At 45.8% G+C, this 18641-nt stretch carries 16 protein-coding genes; 3 read left to right on the top strand and 13 right to left on the bottom strand.

Annotation, left to right across the window (positions count from 1 at the left end):
• Positions 1-189: 189 nt before the first annotated feature.
• Positions 190-456, top strand: a complete 267-nt coding sequence (locus ACSQ8O_RS15550) for a hypothetical protein (protein WP_436242438.1) — start codon at positions 190-192, stop codon at positions 454-456.
• Here the strand turns inward: ACSQ8O_RS15550 and ACSQ8O_RS15545 are convergent.
• The 4 genes from ACSQ8O_RS15545 to ACSQ8O_RS15530 all read right to left on the bottom strand — a co-directional run bounded on the left by ACSQ8O_RS15545 (position 410) and on the right by ACSQ8O_RS15530 (position 4008).
• A complete protein-coding gene (locus ACSQ8O_RS15545; RefSeq protein WP_436242437.1) occupies positions 410-1231 on the bottom strand; it encodes an ABC transporter permease in 822 nt (273 codons plus the stop codon). The two genes, ACSQ8O_RS15550 and ACSQ8O_RS15545, sit on opposite strands and share 47 nt — an antisense overlap.
• A 4-nt stretch (positions 1232-1235) precedes the next feature.
• The gene (locus ACSQ8O_RS15540) at positions 1236-2045 is read right to left on the bottom strand and encodes an ABC transporter permease (RefSeq protein ID WP_436242436.1); all 810 of its coding nucleotides are present in this window, start codon (positions 2043-2045) and stop codon (positions 1236-1238) included.
• Positions 2042-3091 (bottom strand): ABC transporter ATP-binding protein, encoded by a 1050-nt coding sequence (locus ACSQ8O_RS15535; protein ID WP_436242435.1) that lies wholly within the window; start codon positions 3089-3091, stop codon positions 2042-2044. Before ACSQ8O_RS15535 ends, ACSQ8O_RS15540 begins: the two co-directional genes overlap by 4 nt.
• Positions 3092-3243: 152 nt before the next feature.
• Positions 3244-4008 carry a phytanoyl-CoA dioxygenase family protein gene (locus tag ACSQ8O_RS15530; RefSeq protein WP_436242434.1) on the bottom strand — a complete coding sequence of 255 codons (765 nt, stop codon included), beginning with the start codon at positions 4006-4008 and terminating at the stop codon, positions 3244-3246.
• A 167-nt stretch (positions 4009-4175) separates the two neighbouring features.
• Here ACSQ8O_RS15530 and ACSQ8O_RS15525 point away from each other — a divergent pair, with 167 nt between their 5' ends.
• Positions 4176-4997, top strand: coding sequence for a helix-turn-helix domain-containing protein (locus ACSQ8O_RS15525; RefSeq protein ID WP_436242433.1), 822 nt, complete (start codon positions 4176-4178; stop codon positions 4995-4997).
• A gap of 287 nt (positions 4998-5284) precedes the next feature.
• Here ACSQ8O_RS15525 and ACSQ8O_RS15520 read toward each other — a convergent pair whose 3' ends face one another.
• The 9 genes from ACSQ8O_RS15520 to ACSQ8O_RS15480 all read right to left on the bottom strand — a co-directional run bounded on the left by ACSQ8O_RS15520 (position 5285) and on the right by ACSQ8O_RS15480 (position 16673).
• Positions 5285-7573 (bottom strand): stalk domain-containing protein, encoded by a 2289-nt coding sequence (locus ACSQ8O_RS15520; RefSeq protein WP_436242432.1) that lies wholly within the window; start codon positions 7571-7573, stop codon positions 5285-5287.
• A 300-nt stretch (positions 7574-7873) separates the two neighbouring features.
• Positions 7874-8695, bottom strand: coding sequence for a helix-turn-helix domain-containing protein (locus ACSQ8O_RS15515; protein WP_436242431.1), 822 nt, complete (start codon positions 8693-8695; stop codon positions 7874-7876).
• A gap of 157 nt (positions 8696-8852) precedes the next feature.
• Entirely contained in the window at positions 8853-10502 is a 1650-nt protein-coding gene (locus ACSQ8O_RS15510; RefSeq protein WP_436242430.1) for an exo-alpha-sialidase, read from the bottom strand.
• A 291-nt stretch (positions 10503-10793) separates the two neighbouring features.
• On the bottom strand, positions 10794-11750 hold the full coding sequence (locus ACSQ8O_RS15505; protein ID WP_436242429.1) for an ROK family protein: 957 nt from the start codon (positions 11748-11750) through the stop codon (positions 10794-10796).
• Between the two features lie 11 nt (positions 11751-11761).
• Positions 11762-12445, bottom strand: a complete 684-nt coding sequence (locus ACSQ8O_RS15500; protein ID WP_436242428.1) for an N-acetylmannosamine-6-phosphate 2-epimerase — start codon at positions 12443-12445, stop codon at positions 11762-11764.
• A gap of 17 nt (positions 12446-12462) precedes the next feature.
• Positions 12463-13380 (bottom strand): dihydrodipicolinate synthase family protein, encoded by a 918-nt coding sequence (locus tag ACSQ8O_RS15495; RefSeq protein WP_436242427.1) that lies wholly within the window; start codon positions 13378-13380, stop codon positions 12463-12465.
• Positions 13381-13462: 82 nt separating this feature from the next.
• Positions 13463-14293 (bottom strand): carbohydrate ABC transporter permease, encoded by an 831-nt coding sequence (locus tag ACSQ8O_RS15490; RefSeq protein ID WP_056613048.1) that lies wholly within the window; start codon positions 14291-14293, stop codon positions 13463-13465.
• An 11-nt stretch (positions 14294-14304) separates the two neighbouring features.
• Positions 14305-15201: a carbohydrate ABC transporter permease gene (locus ACSQ8O_RS15485; RefSeq protein WP_057309617.1), complete on the bottom strand. Its 897-nt coding sequence runs from the start codon at positions 15199-15201 to the stop codon at positions 14305-14307.
• A gap of 80 nt (positions 15202-15281) precedes the next feature.
• Positions 15282-16673: an ABC transporter substrate-binding protein gene (locus ACSQ8O_RS15480; protein WP_436242426.1), complete on the bottom strand. Its 1392-nt coding sequence runs from the start codon at positions 16671-16673 to the stop codon at positions 15282-15284.
• Positions 16674-17017: 344 nt separating this feature from the next.
• Here ACSQ8O_RS15480 and ACSQ8O_RS15475 point away from each other — a divergent pair, with 344 nt between their 5' ends.
• Positions 17018-18637: a response regulator transcription factor gene (locus tag ACSQ8O_RS15475; RefSeq protein WP_436242425.1), complete on the top strand. Its 1620-nt coding sequence runs from the start codon at positions 17018-17020 to the stop codon at positions 18635-18637.
• Positions 18638-18641: the final 4 nt, after the last annotated feature.

The following is an 18641-nucleotide window of genomic DNA, read 5'->3' as shown; positions in this document are numbered from 1 at the left end:
AATCATTTTCATTTAGTCCTCTACAACGAATGATAATGGTTCTCACTGATAATGTCAAGATAAAGGAATACATTTAGGAGCCTTTTGAAGCCTTTTGACAATATGTCAGAAAACGACACCGACTTTCGAGCGACATCGCATTTGAAATGCGTTAATCTATGAAAAATGATTCATAGGAGGCGTACTAGGATGCAAAACTTACAAATCTGCGGATTGGGTTTTATCGTGCTATGTATTATGTACTATCTCGTCATTGATGTCTTCGAGAAGAGTAAGCGCCTCAGACAGACGGCTTCCAACTTACAAGAGCCTCTACCCGCAGTGATACCTCCTGTTACCATGAAGGTCGCTCCTCCCATACAGGAAGGTGTGTATCCCATGTATATCGACTGCAGTCGCAACGAACCATTTATCCCGCAACACTCGAATAACGCCTTAACCCCTGTGACCATATAAAATAAGCCCCCATTACGACCACCATCGTTACGGCTGGAACGCCCCAAGCGGCCCAGCCGTATTGCTCTGGTCGCAATAAATATGCCGCTGGATAGAAGCTGGCCAATGAGTACGGGATGACATAAGTTAACAATCCACGTAGAATGGGATGAAAGATTTGCATAGGATACCTTGTGAAATCATATAGCCACGTTATTGGATAAATGAGAGATCGTATCTCCTGAAACCAGAACGTTAATACACTAATCGTTAGTAGAATCGAGAATTGAATAAGAGCGCTGCACAATAAAGCAATGACTACATATAGTAAGCTCAAGAACGTCCAACTCATCTCCAAATGAGACGCCGCATAGCCCATAATTGCCATGCCAGTAATTAATTGGCCGACGCCATTCAACTCTTGGGAGTAGCCAATGGTTTGAAAAAGCACGCCAACAGGCCGCACCATCATCATATCCATCCGACCATTCCGAATGTTGCCTGTTAGCATGAAAGGCGCATTGAAAAATGTTTGATTCAGTGCTCGACCCGTGGCGGCCAGTCCGAACATGAAGACCAACTCATTGTAGTCCCATCCTGCCAACATCGGAATGCGTTTGAAAATGACCGTCAAGAAAATTAGCGTACTTCCCTGCGCAACGATCCCCGCAATGACCGCAATGATCGTATCCGCACGATATTCAACCAACGTTTTGACATACACTTTTAAAAAATGACCATACATCCCAATCAGATACGCAACCTGCTGCATGAAGCTTCTCTTTGGCGCCAACATCCTCTCACCCCCCGTTAATCGCTAGTCGCTTCGCTGCTTTCATCCACAACAATCGACTAATGACAATCATAACTAGCGCCCACGCAAGCTGCTCCAATAGCGCGACACCCATATCTACACCCGTTAGCTTGCCTGTATAAATCGATAATGGAATATAAGCCATTGCTTGAAAAGGTAAATAGGTAAGAATCGTTTGTAAGCTGCTTGGGAAGAAATCGAATGGAATCAACGTTCCTGCGAAAATATCCATCATCGCTCGTTTCGCCAACTGTACTCCGAACGTATTCGTGGTCATGAACGAAATCATCATAATAATCGAGTTAATACTGAAGGCTACCAAGAAACCGATAATAAGACTTAAAAGAAAGGCCGCTCCAGTAGCCAAGCTTGGTGGTGATTGAATGCCGAGCCCAAAGATCAGCAGCAGAAGCGCGGGAATATTCACCCACAACATTTCCACGGCAAAAAAGCCTGCGGCTTCTACAAATCGTTGTACTTGGAAGTCCACCGGTCGGATCAAATCCAGCGCTATGTCCCCGGAACGAACACGTAACGCCATGGCGTAGGTGGGAGCACGTTCCGCCGGTGACCAGCGAGCAAAGTTAATCGTTTGACCTACCATGACATAGGTTATTAATTGCTCCCAAGGCAACACCTGCCCGCTGCCATACTGATAGATCGCTTTCCACAACATGTAATACAGCACACAGAACATGAGCGTTGACACGAGTGTCATCATAAAATCAAATCGAAACTGCATGCGCTGGCGAACCGCAATGCGAGACATTCCGCCTAGTCGTTGAAGGGTATTCATGAGCTAACAACCACACCTTCCAACTCATGCTGTGGCTCCTGCGGTGAGCCTGAAATACCTTCCCGATAAATCCGAGAAATTAAGGCGTCGATGTTTTCATCCTGCATGGTCAGATCACGCGGCTGTGTGTGCTCTAACAGATGCTTAAGTAATGTGGACGTATCAATGTGATGCTGATCATAGGAAATTTTGAGCATCCGCTCTTCAACCAACGTGTGCACATTGAAGCCAATGAATAGTGAAGCCGCCGCTTCGGCGTGCTTTGTATCCTCGAAAGTCGCTTTAATTTGACGCTCAGTCGCATAATGATCGCGAATATGCTGCAAGCTGCCATCATAAATGAGGCGCCCCTTATCAATAATCATCGTCCGGTGACACAACCGTTCGATATCATGCATGTCATGAGTTGTCAGCAGCAGCGTCACGCCTTTTTCCCGATTGATCTTCTCGATAAATGCACGGATTCGCTCCTTCGCCACAACATCGAGCCCAATGGTAGGCTCATCCAGAAAGAGGATATCCGGCTCGTGGAGCAAGGAAGCCAGGATTTCACAACGCATCCGCTGACCAAGAGAAAGCGTTCTCACCGGACGATTGAGTAGATGCTCAACTTCCAGAACCTCTGCAAATTCACGTAAATTTCTGTGATATTGCTCCCAAGAGATGCTATACATATACCGTAATAAATCATACGAATCCTTCACAGGCAAATCAAACAGCAGCTGACTTCGTTGTCCGAATACGACACCAATCTGATAGGAACTCATCTTCCTGCTTTTATGCGGGATCAAGCCTGCCACCTCAATACTTCCGCCGCTCGGCTCCAGGATTCCTGTCAGCATTTTGATCGTTGTCGATTTGCCTGCACCATTAGGTCCCAAATAGGCAACACTCTCCCCTTTTTCAATGGAAAAAGAAATATCCTCCACCGCGACCATCTCTCGCTTCTCGGGCTTGATCAAGCTCCGAATTGTTGCAAATCGCCCCGTTCGTCTCACATCGGTTTCAAATGTTTTCCTTAAATGCTTAACCTCAATTAACGACAAAGCGCTCTCCCCTTTGGTTGCGATAGTCCGAACTGAATCCCATCCATTATAGCAAGGATTTCCATAGGGATGTTATTACTTTTTCGCAGCATGAGAGACCGTTGTAATAAAAAGAAGCCCTCATCTGAAGATGCAAGGCTGCTTTGACTGAATTAATATAGCGGATATTTGACCCGTAGATCTTCCCGGAACAAGACTGTGGAATCATTCCGAATATAATGACACACATACGAACGGCGCCAGCGATCCTTGCTGCGATTTTTGTAGGAGGAATGAATGAGCAGCTCATGGAAAAATAAAATGTCCCCTTTTTCCATAATAACTGGAATCTCTCGACTCAAATCTACACCTTCAGTTTCATCCGTCCAGCTTTCATGCTCTTCGAGATTCGTTACTTTCCCATGCGGGAGCAAACCTAATTTATGTGTACCTGGGATTACCCATAAACAGCCATTCTCTTCATCAACGACTTCCTCCAAAGCAATCCAAGCAGCAATCATGGACTTGGGGTCATCCTTAATATAGTAGTAGTCCTGATGCGGCGCTTGCCCTGGGGAGCCTGGCTCCTTATAGAAGTACATACTTTGCACACAAACGGCTTCGTCCCCCATCATTTGAGCAAGCGCACCTCGCACGACAGGGAGCTTCATGATTTGTTGTGAGAAGCCGTCATGCTTATGTGGATTAAATAATCGCACCGAGAATCGGTCCTTATCTGTTACATGCTGACCGCCTTTTTTGGGGAGCGCCCATTCGGCTATCTCATCAGCTGAGCGTATCGAGTGAATGTGTCCATTAAAGGCATCAACAAGATCCTCACTGCACCCTTTTTTCAATAAATAGTACCCATGTTCATGAAAAAATGCCAATTCTTTTTCCCCTAACGGTGTCAACCGATCCTTAACTTGACTTTGCATATCCCATTCCCCTTTCAAAATATAAGCTCGAGCTATATACTTAGCATACAGTCGCACTCCCATTCCGAAAATGGCTGTGATTGACGATTATATATCTGTAATTGATATTCAAGTGGTAGTGAACAATATCAATCTCTTTCATTAAACCATGGAAAAGGATCTCGCTCATGACATCAGAATCCATTATTAACATCCCCAAAGTACGAGCTGCCGTTGGCGGAACTGTTGTCTACCCAGCGGGCAGTAGGTTTGGTCCCCGTGTACAGGCGGATCTGCAACTAGTTTTGCTGCATACCGGCTCCATGACCGTGCATATTGATGAGGTTCCGCATAGGATTCAACCTGGACAAGTGATCCTCTTGAAGCCTGGTCATCAGGAACAGTTCTTGTTCGCGAAAGAGCAAGAAACTTGGCATCGCTGGATAGCCGTTCATGTTGGTGAACTTACGGAGCAGCAACGCGACCAATTGGAGCAATTGCCACATACACAAGCTATAAGTGAAGAGATGAATCGCTTAACGGACATCTTAATTTCCTTAAGATTACGCTACGATGCGGCCTCGGAAACCCTCTGCAGTCTGGGACTAGCGGCTATTCAGTTATTTATTGCGGAATCGACTAGCAATCATATGCAGCATACGCACCCTTCGGTTCTACACGCAAAGCAATATATCGAGCAACAATTCCATGATCATCTCTCGCTGGAAGGCATTGCTGATGAAGTCGGGTTGTCTCCTGAGCATCTGGTTCGCTTGTTTCGTAAACACGAGGGCGTCACGCCGATCAAATTCGTATGGAATTATCGCATTTTGCGGGCAAACGAGTTACTAACGCAAACTGGCTTAGCCATTGGCGAAATCGCCATGCGCTGCGGGTTCAAGAACTCGTTTCATTTTGCGCGTATGTTCAAAAGCACGACGGGCACTACACCTTCCGATTACCGGCATGGCAATTGGCGGGGAAATGATAAAGAAGCTGATCTCAAGTAGATTATTCTACTTAAGATCAGCTTCTTGTCTAGCCGCAACGGTCACGGTGCCGCCGAGAACCTCCAGGCACCCATCTTGCTGTAAAAACTACAGCTAATTCTCCCTGTTTTTGCAAATCCGATCAATTAGATGGATTTTGTACAGCTAATATTGCCTGATTTGGCTGAAACAGCCGATCGTGGGTATTTTAGCTGTACTTTTTCCATCCTTTCAGCAATATCAAGCTTTTCGAGTGAAGATAGATGGAGGTTTTCCAGTTAAACACCGAGTGACGTGCCCAACATCATTTATGGCAAATTCATGGTTGGCGTATTATCGAAGAAGTTCCACGGCTTCAACATCGCGTGTACCCATTCCGTTGGCATAATCGGCCATTCTTCCGCACGAGCCACATGGGTAGCGCCTGTCGTGATCCAAACCACGTCATCTGTGTTCTCGATTGAAGCATTGTCTGCTGTAAATTCACCTAAACCTGTATCCTTTGCAGTGCGATTCGGGTACTTGCCTTCTGGATAACGCTCATCCGGATTGTAAGTCGTCACCCAAATTTGCTTATCCATAAAGCCTGCACGTTTGAATAGCCAGTCGTCAGCACTGAATAGCGCTCCCTTCGCAATTGGATGTGTTCCACCAGCAAAAGGAATAATTTGATAAGAGACCTGGTTACCTACTTTGTTTTCCTTATTCGGATTACTTAGAATTCGAATCGTAGATGGATCGAATTTCTGCGTAGCTTCTTGTTCGGTTTTAACGGTTTTATGCTCGGTGATCATGACACTTTTACGAGGTCCACCATCCATATTCACAGCGACTTTCGGATCAATTTCCGTTAAAGAGTTATTTTCCCCATCCACATCCATATCGAGTCTAAAATTATAAATATGCTGATGTGTTGTGCCTACGATATTTTTATCAAGCAATGTGCCATATTTCGTATCCTCAGTCGCCGATGCATCGTGCATATTGGTGGTTACGACACCTTTGACCGCTTCAATTCCGGAAGCACCCACATCGATTTTGATCGTACCGTTCGGTTGCAGCACCCAATCGAAAATATAATCATAATTCCCCACCGTCGAAATCCAACGAACGACTAATTCTCTACGCTCTTTGCTATCAGTTCCTTGCGCCGACATCGTATCATGGCGATACTCGGGACCTGCATATTGTTCGAACACAGCCATTGCATTCGGGATCGTACGCGGATTCCCTTGCGTGTCTGCAGTAACCGCATCTAGCAACACCGCGTTGTTAGGTACGTCCTTTCCTTTTACAAGAGAAGACGTCAGCGTCCCCATGCCATACTCCCCGGAATCAAAATACGTCTTGAAATACCAGCCGATATCCGGATCGCCATAAGGTACGACCATGCCACCGAGTGAACCTTCGTACATGATTTTACGCTTTTCTCCTTGATCGTTATACGTCATTGTCGAAAGAATTGGCCCCACACGACTATCCAATCTCAAATGGAAATCCCAATTCCCCCAGGAGATCATATTGCCCGTTAAATTGTAATTTTTACCCGCTGATTCATCAATCGTAAGAGGCTTCTGGGCTAGCTTGTCAGCAAAATTACGACCATCATAAGGGTTCGCTTGCATCGGAACTGGGATGACCCCGTTATCTTCAATTTTAATAATTTGTTTCTTTTCCAAATCGACAACAGCTACTAGGTCTTCAATGGGGTGTGCCCAGAAGTTTCCATCCCCTGTATCCAAATAGGAAACAACCTTCAAGAGACGCGCATCCTCAACCAGATCATCCTCACCGCCAAAATAACCAACCGTCAAAGGAGTGGTCACCACTTTCTTGATATCCGAAATACCTCGCTTCGCAATGGCTTCCGCATACGCTGCATTCCTTTCAATGACGCTCTGTACCGTAATCATATCGTCCAGTGTAACCATACCTTGTGCGCCTTCCTTGGTTTCCCATTTGGTCAGCTTCCCATCCGCAAGATTCACTTCCCCTTCGATGACATATTTACCGTCCAGCGCTACGAATTCAGCTACTCGAGGTAGAAGCTTATTTCTTTCACCTGCTAAGACATAGCTCCACACATCGCTTTTCGCCGGCGGCTTCAACGAGATTTCCGTAAAGAGAATCGTCTCTTTGTAACCTTCAGATCCTTTTACAATGCTGACAGCTTTCTCTATCTCTTGAGCGGTTAGCGGATTAAGTGGGTTCGAATCCTTTGAAATTTGAACACTTGGCACTACGTCAGATTGGAAAATAGCATTAATAAAATCATGATACACGTATGTGATCCCATTCTTCATCACCACAGGCCCAGCAAGTGTCCGCAGCGTCCCATTCACTTTTGCATCGGCACTATTCAACTGAAGCTGAGCCACTTTGCCATCCTTCACGACTTGAATCGTCTTCGACGTTTCATCCCAATACACCGCAGCACCAAATTCCTCAAGCGTTGGTCGTAAGGCCATGTATTCATCTTCAAAGCTGCCACCATGTGCATAAGCTTGTTGCGAACCAAATGGCAGGAATGGCGTGATCGCCATTGTTAGCACCGTGCCAACTATTATGCTTTTTTTCAAAGAATTCCTCATTTTCATTCGTGTATTCCCCTTCTGTTGTGGAGTGAAGTTCATCTCGATGTGGTTAGTATACTAGAAGAGTGTAAAGAAATATTGGAAAAATCGGCCATTATGTTAGGTTAGTTAACATTAAGCAGGAAATATTTACTGGGAGCAGTTGACGTGATGGAGAGTCTGGGATTTCAGAGGGGTTGGGAATTGTTTTAGTACGGTGATGGAGAATAGATGTGCGTTGGGTTCGGTGAGTAGTTGGATGTTGCTGGATTATTTACTACAAATGGAGACAAAAAAAGGACCAACGATATGGCCCTCGCTCCTTTACTCCTGCAAACAACGCTTCATCCAGGCATGCGGTGTTTCTTGATAAAACTTCTTGAACTCATTAATGAAATGAGCTTGATCATAGTAATAAGCGTGCTCTGAAATGCTGTCCCAAATCGCAGAGGCTTGTTGAGCGGTAATCAATCCGTTCAGCGCATGCTGGAATCTCGTAATTTGGCTAAATACTTTGGGAGATAAGCCAACAAAATGCTCAAATTGCTTACGAAGATACCGCTCCGAATAAGTAGTTTCAGCCGCCAAATCCTTTACACTCATATTCCCTTTTGCCATAATCATCCGATTGAGGGCAAAGCGCACCAACCGTGAATCCTGCTGAGTAGTTAAGACTTCACCGAGTATTTCCTGGAACAAGCGTATCTTTTCTGTGAAGGTTGCAGCTGTAAGAATAGGCTCAACACTCTTCGTATTCAACTTGATAAAATCCGATAAAGGGCAAGATTGACTAATTAAATCCTTCATATCAATCTTCGAGCTGCCTGTTACATGAAGGGAGAGAAATCGAACACCAAAATAGTTCGTATCGCTTTTTAGCGTGATCGTGCGTTTGGAAAGGACAGAACCGTATACTTGAATATTAGGCTGGCTAGCATCACAGGTAAATAACATATCTACATGACCGTCTGGAATAGCGACGAAATCAGGTGATCCAACACCTTTGGACCGAAATTGATAATATAAAGCTGGGATATGATGCGCATCACCACGCGCTTTATATTCTTGATAATCAGCAGTTTGCCAGGCCATCTCAGGCTGCAAAGGGATATAAGCATTGGTTGTATCCGTCACGAACTCATTCATCGCCTGCTCACCTCTTCAATTTGTGATGCTTATTAAAGCATTATATTAAGGAGTCCATTCTCATTTGTCAATATATATAACATTAAAAGTTATGTTAAGTTACATACAAAAGCAGAAAAGGAGCCCCGCATGACATGCAAGGCTCCCTATAATAAGCTTATGGCGCTTCAATCCACGCTTTACTCATGCGCACTAACGCGATTTTACTGCCCGCAGGCTTCTCGTACAAGACGAATATGGTTTTATCCGGTGCAACACCAATATCCGAGTAGCCATTCGTTCCAGCATAAATTTCTTTGGACTTATACCAAGTGGACGCATCGTCATTGCTCATCCGAATCGTCATATTGGTACGTGTACTCGTGTTCGCTGGGTTTGTAAACAAAATCGTAGAAGTATCATACCGCTGTATACTTCCTGCTACGACGGGGTCAATCAAGGTGGTATCCGATACCGGCGTGCTCCAAGTACCATTAACCCCCGTGGAGGTTGATACAGCTCGATAATCACTGCCAGGATTCCGCATATTCGTCATCAGCATGCCATTGGACAGCTGTACCATTATATTCTCGTGGATAAGTGAAAAACCAGATGGATTCGGTACTTTCGAGCCTGCATTCCATGTCACACCATTATCCGTGCTATAAATGGAGGCCACGGTTGAATTCGTCCAATTGGACGTCGTGATATAAATAGGAACGAGAAGTACGCCATTACTCATTTGAATCCCGTGGCCCGGCCCCATGCCAGCGCCTGCTAAGTTAGCAAAATATTTCGCGTTGCCAACCGTTTTATAAGGTGTCAGGACGGACGTAATATCTTGCGCCGCTCCCCAAGTTACGCCATCGTCGGTACTTGTACGGATGAAGTACTGACAGTTCCCCCAGATCCATCTACTCCACAGAAGGTGGACCCTCGTGCCCGTATTCTCTGCGATGAGCATGGGGTTCATTTCCGCGTAACCTTGCGATTTACCAGGCGCCAAAATAACTTGACTCGAGAACGTTGTTCCACCGTCCGTACTGCGCTTAAAGACGATATCGGTTGGCGTTTGATCTCCGCCGGTACGAGCTTCTGCCGCAACGAGCACCGTGCCGCTTGCACTTACGACAATACTAGGTATGCGATACTGGCCATAGCCCAAGCCATCGCTTGTCGTAAACAGTGTTTGTTCCGTAAGGAACGCTAATTCTTTGACCTGTGCCGCTGTCAGTGCAACATTGTAAACGTTCACATAATCAAGCGTGCCCGAATAGTACCACTGGCCACCACCGCTGTCTACATTTCGACCCACCCACATGCCAGTGATATTCGTCACATTGGTGAAGAAGCTGGTTGATGCTGAACTCGCTTTTTGATAGCCATCCACGTAAATTTTTGTTCCAGAGGAGCCAACAGTGAGTACCGCTGTATGCCAATTCCCATCATTATAGGTTCCTGAAGCACTCAGCTGCGTGGCATAAGTACCATTTTCTCGATTTTCGAAGTAAACCGTCCCATTATTCATGGTAAAAGATAAATTACTTGAAGGATCGTTCGTGTCTGATACACTGAGGAACGTCTTGGCAACCGCTGTGCTCGTCGATTTAAACTTTACCGAGATAGAGCCTTGAGTTAGTGATGAAACCACAGTGCGATCAGCCGTTTTGTCCACATAGTCAGAGGTTCCATTGAATGTGCTATTGATCGAATAGTTCAGCACACCTGCAGGAACGGAAGCCTCTGCGGAGTTGCCTTGAAAGGTGAACGCCGTCATAAGTACGGTCATACAGAGCATCAGTCGAATAACCTTCGTTAGAGTAGTCATTAATAATTACCTTCCTCTCACTCATTTATTGGCGTTTCTTTTCCTTTTCCCAACCTTAGCTTGCAAGCTACCTCCCTTCCGCCTATTCGTGAACAGGCATCCACCTGCCCGACTAGCTCTATCATAGAGCGACTTTTCTTCCTTGATAATCCCTCGAACTTGACTTTCAGGGGCTCTTTTTTGACCTCCCTTCACGATATTCATCCTAAAATACGTAAAAACCTCCGCTCTATCGCGTTATACGATAAAACAGAGGCTGCCTTCTCATCTTTACTCGTTCTTCCATGACGTTCATTCCCACCATTGCAGTGCTGCGCCAATCATACCGCTCCAATTCCCTCGATAAGCTGGCTCAATGCGAACACCTTCCAGCATCGAAGGCATCGTCCTGCGTGCTACTTCTTTCCGTAGCTCTGCAAACAAGAGATCGCCTGCTTCAGCTACCCCGCCACCGATCACGATTAACGAGGGATTACACATATGAATTAAGGAAGCAATGGCCGATCCTAGCGCAGCCACGGTTTCCTTCATAAGCTCATTCGCCGCCAGATCCCCCGCATGCCATCGAGCAAACACCTCCCGTGTATCCACGGTTTCCTCCACTACACCCATGTGGTCAAGCTTCTCGCGCATACGCCTCGCAATCGAAGTCCCTGAGGCATATTGCTCCAAACATCCAATCCCACCGCATACACAAGGGATACCACCGAAATCAACCGATATGTGGCCTAGTTCACCGCCACCGCCCCATGCGCCGTGGACCAGACGGCCATCCACAACGAGTGCACCGCCAACACCAGTCCCTAGTGCAAGGCATAGAAAATGTTCCACACCTTGTCCCGCTCCCAAGTGTTTCTCTGTCAGAGCCAGCACATTTACATCGTTATCGATGATGACAGGCAGCTGAAAGCGTTCCTGAAGAATGTCTTTAAGTGCCGTTCCCGCATAACCGGGAATCAGCTCAGATGCTGAGCGAATCGAGCCGCTCGCCCAATCGATTTGCCCTGCACTTCCAACACCAATCCCTTTAAAGCATAGGCTCGGCATTACTCCTTCACACTCCGCGATCAACTCGCGAATGACTTGCTCAATGCGTTCCACTGTCCTTGCTTCGCCCGCCATCGTCGGCAAACTAACCATACACAAAACTTCACCTTGTGCATTTACGAGGCCAGCGTTGATCTTGGTACCTCCAACATCAACACCAATTACGTAATTTGCTAAGGGGTCATACATATACACGCCCACCCGTCTCCCCCCTATGCACGCTGAGTGAATAATGCCTTCACATAACGCTCCGTAATAAGCTGCGGTCGTGTGATCGCACTTCCAACCACAACATAGGTCGCTCCACAGGCCAACGCTTTCGCCGCTTCCTCCGGTGTCCAGATCCGGCCTTCTGCTACAACAGGTACGCTAACTTTCGCACATAGCTGTTCAAGCAATTCGAAATCCGGCCCTTCTTGCTGTGTACTGTATGGTGTGTATCCAGCAAGCGTCGTCCCGATGAAATCAACACCAAGGGATTCTGCTGCTAACCCTTCTTCCAAGGTTGAAATATCAGCCATGACAGCGGCTCCCATTTCGTGAGCCCAAGCGATTAGGGGCTTTACGACTTCCAATCGGCCTTCCCGATTCGTAACATCAAGCGCAACGATATCCGCACCAGCCATCACGATGGCTTTTACTTCGTCCAAAGTTGGTGTAATAAACACACTGGACCCAGGCATTTCTCTTTTGATAAGGCCAATCACAGGCACGTCTACTTCTTTTTTTATCATCAAAATATCGTGAACACCGTTCGTGCGAATGCCAATGGCACCCGACTGGACAGCTGCTCTCGCCATTTTCGCCATCGTATCGCCACCATGAAGAGGTTCATGTTCCAGCGCCTGGCAGGAAACGATCAAACCGCTCACTGGAAATATCTCTCTGCATTCCATCCACAACACTCCCCCACTTATGCCTTTGCCAGCTCAACCAGCGTCATGATCCGTGTATTCAACTCTTCAATTCGTCCTTGATCACCCGAAGTGCAAGGTAATAACGGCATTCTCGGCTCTCCAATATCGTACCCACGCAGCTTTAGAATCGCTTTGCAAGCCCCATATAAAGATGGGAATGAGAGTAATTGGGTAATGAGTTCGTTCACCTTGAACTGCCACTCCTGTGCTTCGCGCATCTTCCCTGCTACATAGCATTGTTCAATTTTGAGGAAAAGCTCCGGCATTACCCCATAAGTTCCGCCAATACCTCCGTCTGCGCCAATACTGCGTCCCGCTAAATACTGCTCATCAGGTCCGTTGAATACGAGGAACTCGCTGCCTCCTGCTGCTTTGAATTGCTGCAGCTCAAAGGTACTTTCAGCCGAGATTTTCACTCCGATCACCTTGTCCTGTGCAGCCATTTTCATAAGCAGACTCTTGGATAAATGAAAGCCTGTAGTCTGAGGAATGTGATAAATGATGAATGGCAGTGATGTCGCATCGATAATTGCCTGCCAATGCCCCTCCACGCTATCCGGTGATAGGCGATAATAAATCGCAGGAACTGCTGATACCGCATGCGCTCCAACTTCCGCTGCATGCTTAGCAAGCTCAACACTATCTCGCGTGGCAGCTGATCCTACATGGGCAATGATCGTCAGCTCGTTGCCGACTTCTTCCATCACGGCCGCAAGGATCAGCTTACGTTCTTCAACGGTTTGCAGCATACCCTCACCTGAACTGCCGCCAACATAAAGTCCTTTCACACCCGACGTAGCGTAATACCGAGCCAATCGACGCACAGCATCAGTATTCATTTCTCCCTGCTCATCGTAACTTGCATATAAAGCGATAATAATACCGCGAAATGGTTCCAAATCATAAGGTTTCATGTATGTTTTCCTCCGATTGTTTGGACTGTTTAGATTGTGTACATGATTATTAGCTGTTATTTTCCATCCCACTACTGCAACTTTATCCCTTGACCGCACCCATCGTAATACCTTGTGTAAAGGCTTTTTGGAACACGAGAAAGATCGTAATCATAGGTACAGACGCTAGTGCCGCTCCTGCCATCATGATTCCGTAGTTGGTCGTAAATTCGCCTTGCATCGTTGCTACCCCTAGCGGCAGTGTCATCATCGAGGTAGACCTCGTCATAATGAGTTGGCTGAAATAGTCGTTCCACGATGCAATGAAAGTAAAGATCGCTAGCGCTCCTAACGCTGGTTTGAGTAATGGCAAGATAATCGTGGAGAATAGTCGGATTTCGGAGCAGCCATCGATCTTCGCCGCTTCAATTAACTCTCCTGGTACCGTTTGAGCGAATTGTTTCATCAAGAACACACCAAATGGCCATCCAATCGCTGGTAAAATAAGTCCATGATACGTATTGACCCATCCAAAGTCGGCCAACATCGTAAAGAGCGGAACAAGAATGACTTGTTTCGGTAAAGCCATTGCAGCAATAAACATTGTAAAAATGATTTTCCGGCCAGGGAACAGCTTCTTCGCCAGCACATAGCCAGCAGAAGCGGAAACCAGACAGACAGCGAACATTTCAACCAAAGCAATGATGAAACTATTTAACGTCCAGCGCCATACCGGATTCTTAAACAAATCCACCCAATTCTGTAAGGTCGGTTTGAGCGGGAACCATTCTGGCGGAATTTGTGTTGCCACCGTTTGGAATTTAAAAGCCCCCGTCACAATCCAATAAAACGGAAATATAAAAAACAACGTAGAAAGAATTAATAATAGCGTAGAAAATCCGTTAAATACCCTTTGCCCAGCGTTTACTTTCATGATGTCCCCTCCTAGTACTCAACATCGCTGCCAAAGAATTTAAATTGAATCAACGAGATAACCCCGATAATAATCGCAAGGAATACACCCATAGCCGAGGCGCTGCCGAAATGACCCAGCACGAAGGCTTGCTCGTACACGCCATACATGACGGTCGAGGTACTATAAACAGGCCCGCCAGAAGTAAGCAATTGAATTAAGGCGAAGCACTGAAACGTATTGATCGTTGTGATGACGATAATATAGAGATTGGTCGGCATGAGCATGGGCCAAATAATTTTCAAAAAAATTTGCCAAGGTGTCGCTCGGTCGATTTCAGCCGCTTCGATATACGAAGTTGGGATATTCCCTAGGGAGGCCACGTAAAGAATGATAGGCTGACCTACTGAGGTTGTGATCAAAACCGCGATAATTGCTAGCAAAGCTGTCCGCTGGTCACCCAACCACGAAATCGGCTCAAGCCCAATTAATCCCCCTAAATAGTTGAGAATACCGTAATTCGGATGGTAGATCCATCCCCATACAACTGTAATACTGACGACAGAAGAAACGGCTGGCAAATAGAATACGCCTCGAAAGAATGATCGAGCAAACTCTTTTTTCTTATAAATAGAAATGGCTACGAATAAAGAGAAAACGATTACTATAGGGACCGTAATAACGACTAGCAACAGTGTATTTCGCATCGATTTCAGAAACGTTTCGTTTTGAATTAAATCGACATAATTATCAAATCCAATAAAGTTAAACGTTCGCAAGGAGTAATCGAAGAAGCTAATATAGATCCCTTTTACCATGGGATAGGCAACAAAAAGCAGAAAGAATCCGAGTGCAGGCAGTAAAAAGACATAGCTCATAAGCCAATCTCGACGTATGTAACCTTTGGTTTTACGAACCGTTACCTCCATATTTCTTCCCTCCCTTTCTTTTTTGAGATGAAAAGAGTAGAGTACAATCGCACTCTACTCCCAGTGGACATTCCTCGTTCTTATTTGGCAGCTGCTTGATCTTTCTTCGCTTTCGCAATGGCTTCGTTCGCTTTGGTCGCAAAGCTATCCAGCGCTTCCTTACCTGTTGCTGCACCTGTTAACACACGTTGTAATTCTGGGAACCAGAATGTACGAATTTCCGCGTAACCATCAGCAATTGTGGGTGCATCCGTGATGAATTGACGAGCTGTTTCTGCGTATTTATATTCGGCATCACTATAAAGGCCTGTAATCGACGTACGTGCAGATAGTCCGCCTGTTTGAATCAAATTCTTCTTCGCATATTCGGGATCATTCGCGATAAAATCAACTAGCTTCTTAGCAGCCGTAATTTTGTCTGCGTTTCCATTGTTAAACACGGCCATACCGCCCAAATACGGCTCAAGCTTAGGCTTAGATCCATCTAGTGTTGGGAATGGCAGCAGAATATCTTCGAATTGCACCTTTTTAAGCGGAACGTTCTGCGCTTTAAGTACCGCTGAATAATTCAAAGTAAAGGCTAATTTACCTTGCAAGAACAAATCGTTGACATCCGCAGCTGCCAAGGAGGCAGAACCGGACACACTGATCTTATCCTTCGTCGCCTTAGCTACCCAGTCCAATGCTTTCGCAGCGTTGTCGGTATTAATGGCTACTTTGGAGTTATCTTCACTCAAGAATCTCGACACACCTAAGTTAGCAATATAAGCGCGAGTCCCTTGATCGCCTGCCGTACTTTTTGCAAAGAATCCCGTTGGAATAATCTCAGGTGCTTTCTCCTTCACGGCTTGAAGCGCTTTCTCATATTCAGCTACTGTCCACGTCCGATCAGGACGACTTAGTGGCAGTAAATCCAGGGCACCGATTTTCTCAAATACGGTCTTATTGACGGCCATCATGAATGGCGCTGTATTGATCGGGTACATATAAATCTGATCGCCAACCATGGATTGCTTCCATAGCGCTGGCGTAATATCTTTCTTCACCTCGTCGGTGACAATGTCATTCAGTGGAGCTAGTAACTTCTTCTTTCCCCAGTCAATAATGCGCCCCGGAGCATCGTAAATCACATCTGGTGCCGAGTTCGAAGCGATGGCCACGTTCAGCTTTTGCGGACCACCTTCAAAGGTAATCATTTCTAGATTAACTTTAATTTCTGGATACTTCTTGTTAAAAGCGGCAATAATCTGCTTCTCGTATTTCCCAACTTCTCCATCCAGCGGTTGAAAGTTCGGGAAGTTCCACCACGTAATCTCAACTGGCTTCGCAGCCACTGGACTTGGTGTTACCGTTTTGCTTTCGGCAGTACTCGTGGCTGTGTTCGCTGGTGTATTCGTAGATGAATTCGTACATGCAACTAACTGCGACCCGACAAGAGCAACGCCGATCAATGTCATTAATCCTTTTTTCATAGCCCTCATTTGAGCACCCCCGTTATTGTTTGTGGAATAAACATGCTTCGTTTCATTCCGTGCCCTAAGCATACGTGATATTGAAATGGAGGAGAATCCCCGTATCTTTACATTCATAGTCGTATTCTGACCTGTTCGTTTTCCAGCAAATGAGAGCCTCATTTCCGATAATTTTAGTGTTATACTTTATAAATAGTAGCCCTTATTGATGAGTAAATCGAAATAATCGACAAACTCGAAAGAGATAGATGCTTTTCTGGCTAGTTAGTCCAAATAATCGACTAACTCGAAAGAATATTTTTGAAAATAAATGTTACAAAGCTTTTCGAACAAGGGGGAACTTCATGTATAAACTACTAATTGTCGAGGATGAACCTCTAATCAGAGCTGGCTTGCAGCACTATTTTGACTGGACAGAGCTTGGTGTTACCACGATTGTTGAAGCTGAGAATGGCAAGGAAGGCTGGCTCACAGCTTTGCATGAGCAACCTGATCTGATCATCACCGACATTCGCATGCCCGAGATGGACGGACTTCAGATGATTGAACACATTCGAGCGACACTCCCGGATACCCTCTTTATTATATTGACTGGTTTCAATGATTTTGAATATGCCCAAAAGGCAATTCGTCTTGGCGGCGTGCATGCCTTTCTATTAAAGCCGCTTGAATATGAAGAAAGCTTTTCGACCATTCAAAGCTGTATGGCTACACTTAAGCAAAAGCGAAATGAACGGGCCCAACGTACGGAGTTGGAAGCGCAAGCCAGCGAAAACAAAAGCTTTAAAAGCAAAGAGTTGGTCAAATTTTTACTGGAAGACGAGCATGCAGCTTGGGAAGAAAGCGTGCGCCAACTACTCAACGACTTCGGGCATTTGGCGATTAGGTATCAACCTTTTGTGGTAACATGGATACCTTCAAATCCCTCTCAGACTTACGAAAGAAGAGAGTTCCAACAACACGCTGAACGCATCATTCGAGCCACGTTAGAAATGATGTCTAGTTCCAGTATTCCCCCACAACTATTTATATATATAGATAAGACCAAATGCTATGCTGTAGCGATATTGGATGATCAACCAAGTTCGTTCGAGACCGATCACTTCTCACTTCCAGCTTGTGATGCCAACTTTTTCATGGCTATTGGGAAAATGACGACAGAAAGCTCGCAATTAACACAATCGCTTCGTCAAACGGATCAAGCGCTATATCAACGCTACTATCAGGACAAGCGACAGATCTTCTTTCCGATCGCAGCCAATGAGTCACCGACTCGTGCCAAAGATTCACGTTTACTTCTTGAAGAAGCGGATAAGAACCGTATCATTGTCGGTCTTGAAAGCGGTAATCCTACGGAAATCGAACAGCTGATGCAACGACTCGCGCATGACTTGAGCATACATCTGCCCCGCACTTCAATGGATCGTGGATTCGCCTTTATCCAAGAAATCATCTCCACCACCGTTCGCTTCGCCCACCGGAATGGCATTCCTGTCGAAGGCGTCTACAGTGAAAAACTGCTAAAGCTTACGTGTGTCGATGATTTCCCAACGCTGGATGCCCTTTTCAGCTGGCTAGCAGCTTGGATGGTGCAAGTCAGCGACGTGTATCGCGATGAGCTCTCTTCAACGAACCACCAGGATGTGCTTATTTTTGAACATATTGAAGCTTATATTAAAGAGCATATCGACCAAGATATTACGCTGCAAATGGTGGCCGATCGTTTCTTCTATAATCCATCGTATTTAAGTCGTATTTTCAAAAGAAAACTAGATAAGAACTACATGCGGTTTGTGACCGAAATTCGCATCCATTATGCGCAAGAATGCTTGAAGAAATCAGAGTATCTGGTGACGGATGTGTGCACGATGTGCGGGTATAAAAGCTACAAGCATTTCGTCAAAACCTTCCGAAGCATTACGAATATGACGCCAACCGACTATCGGAAGAAATGGGGGTGGTAGGCGT

The organism is Paenibacillus sp. LjRoot56 (genome assembly GCF_964253335.1).
In the GTDB taxonomy this organism is placed as follows: Bacteria; Bacillota; Bacilli; order Paenibacillales; family NBRC-103111; genus Paenibacillus_E; species Paenibacillus_E allorhizoplanae.
Note: the sequence above shows the minus strand (reverse complement) of the source record. Positions and strands in the feature narration are given on the sequence as shown.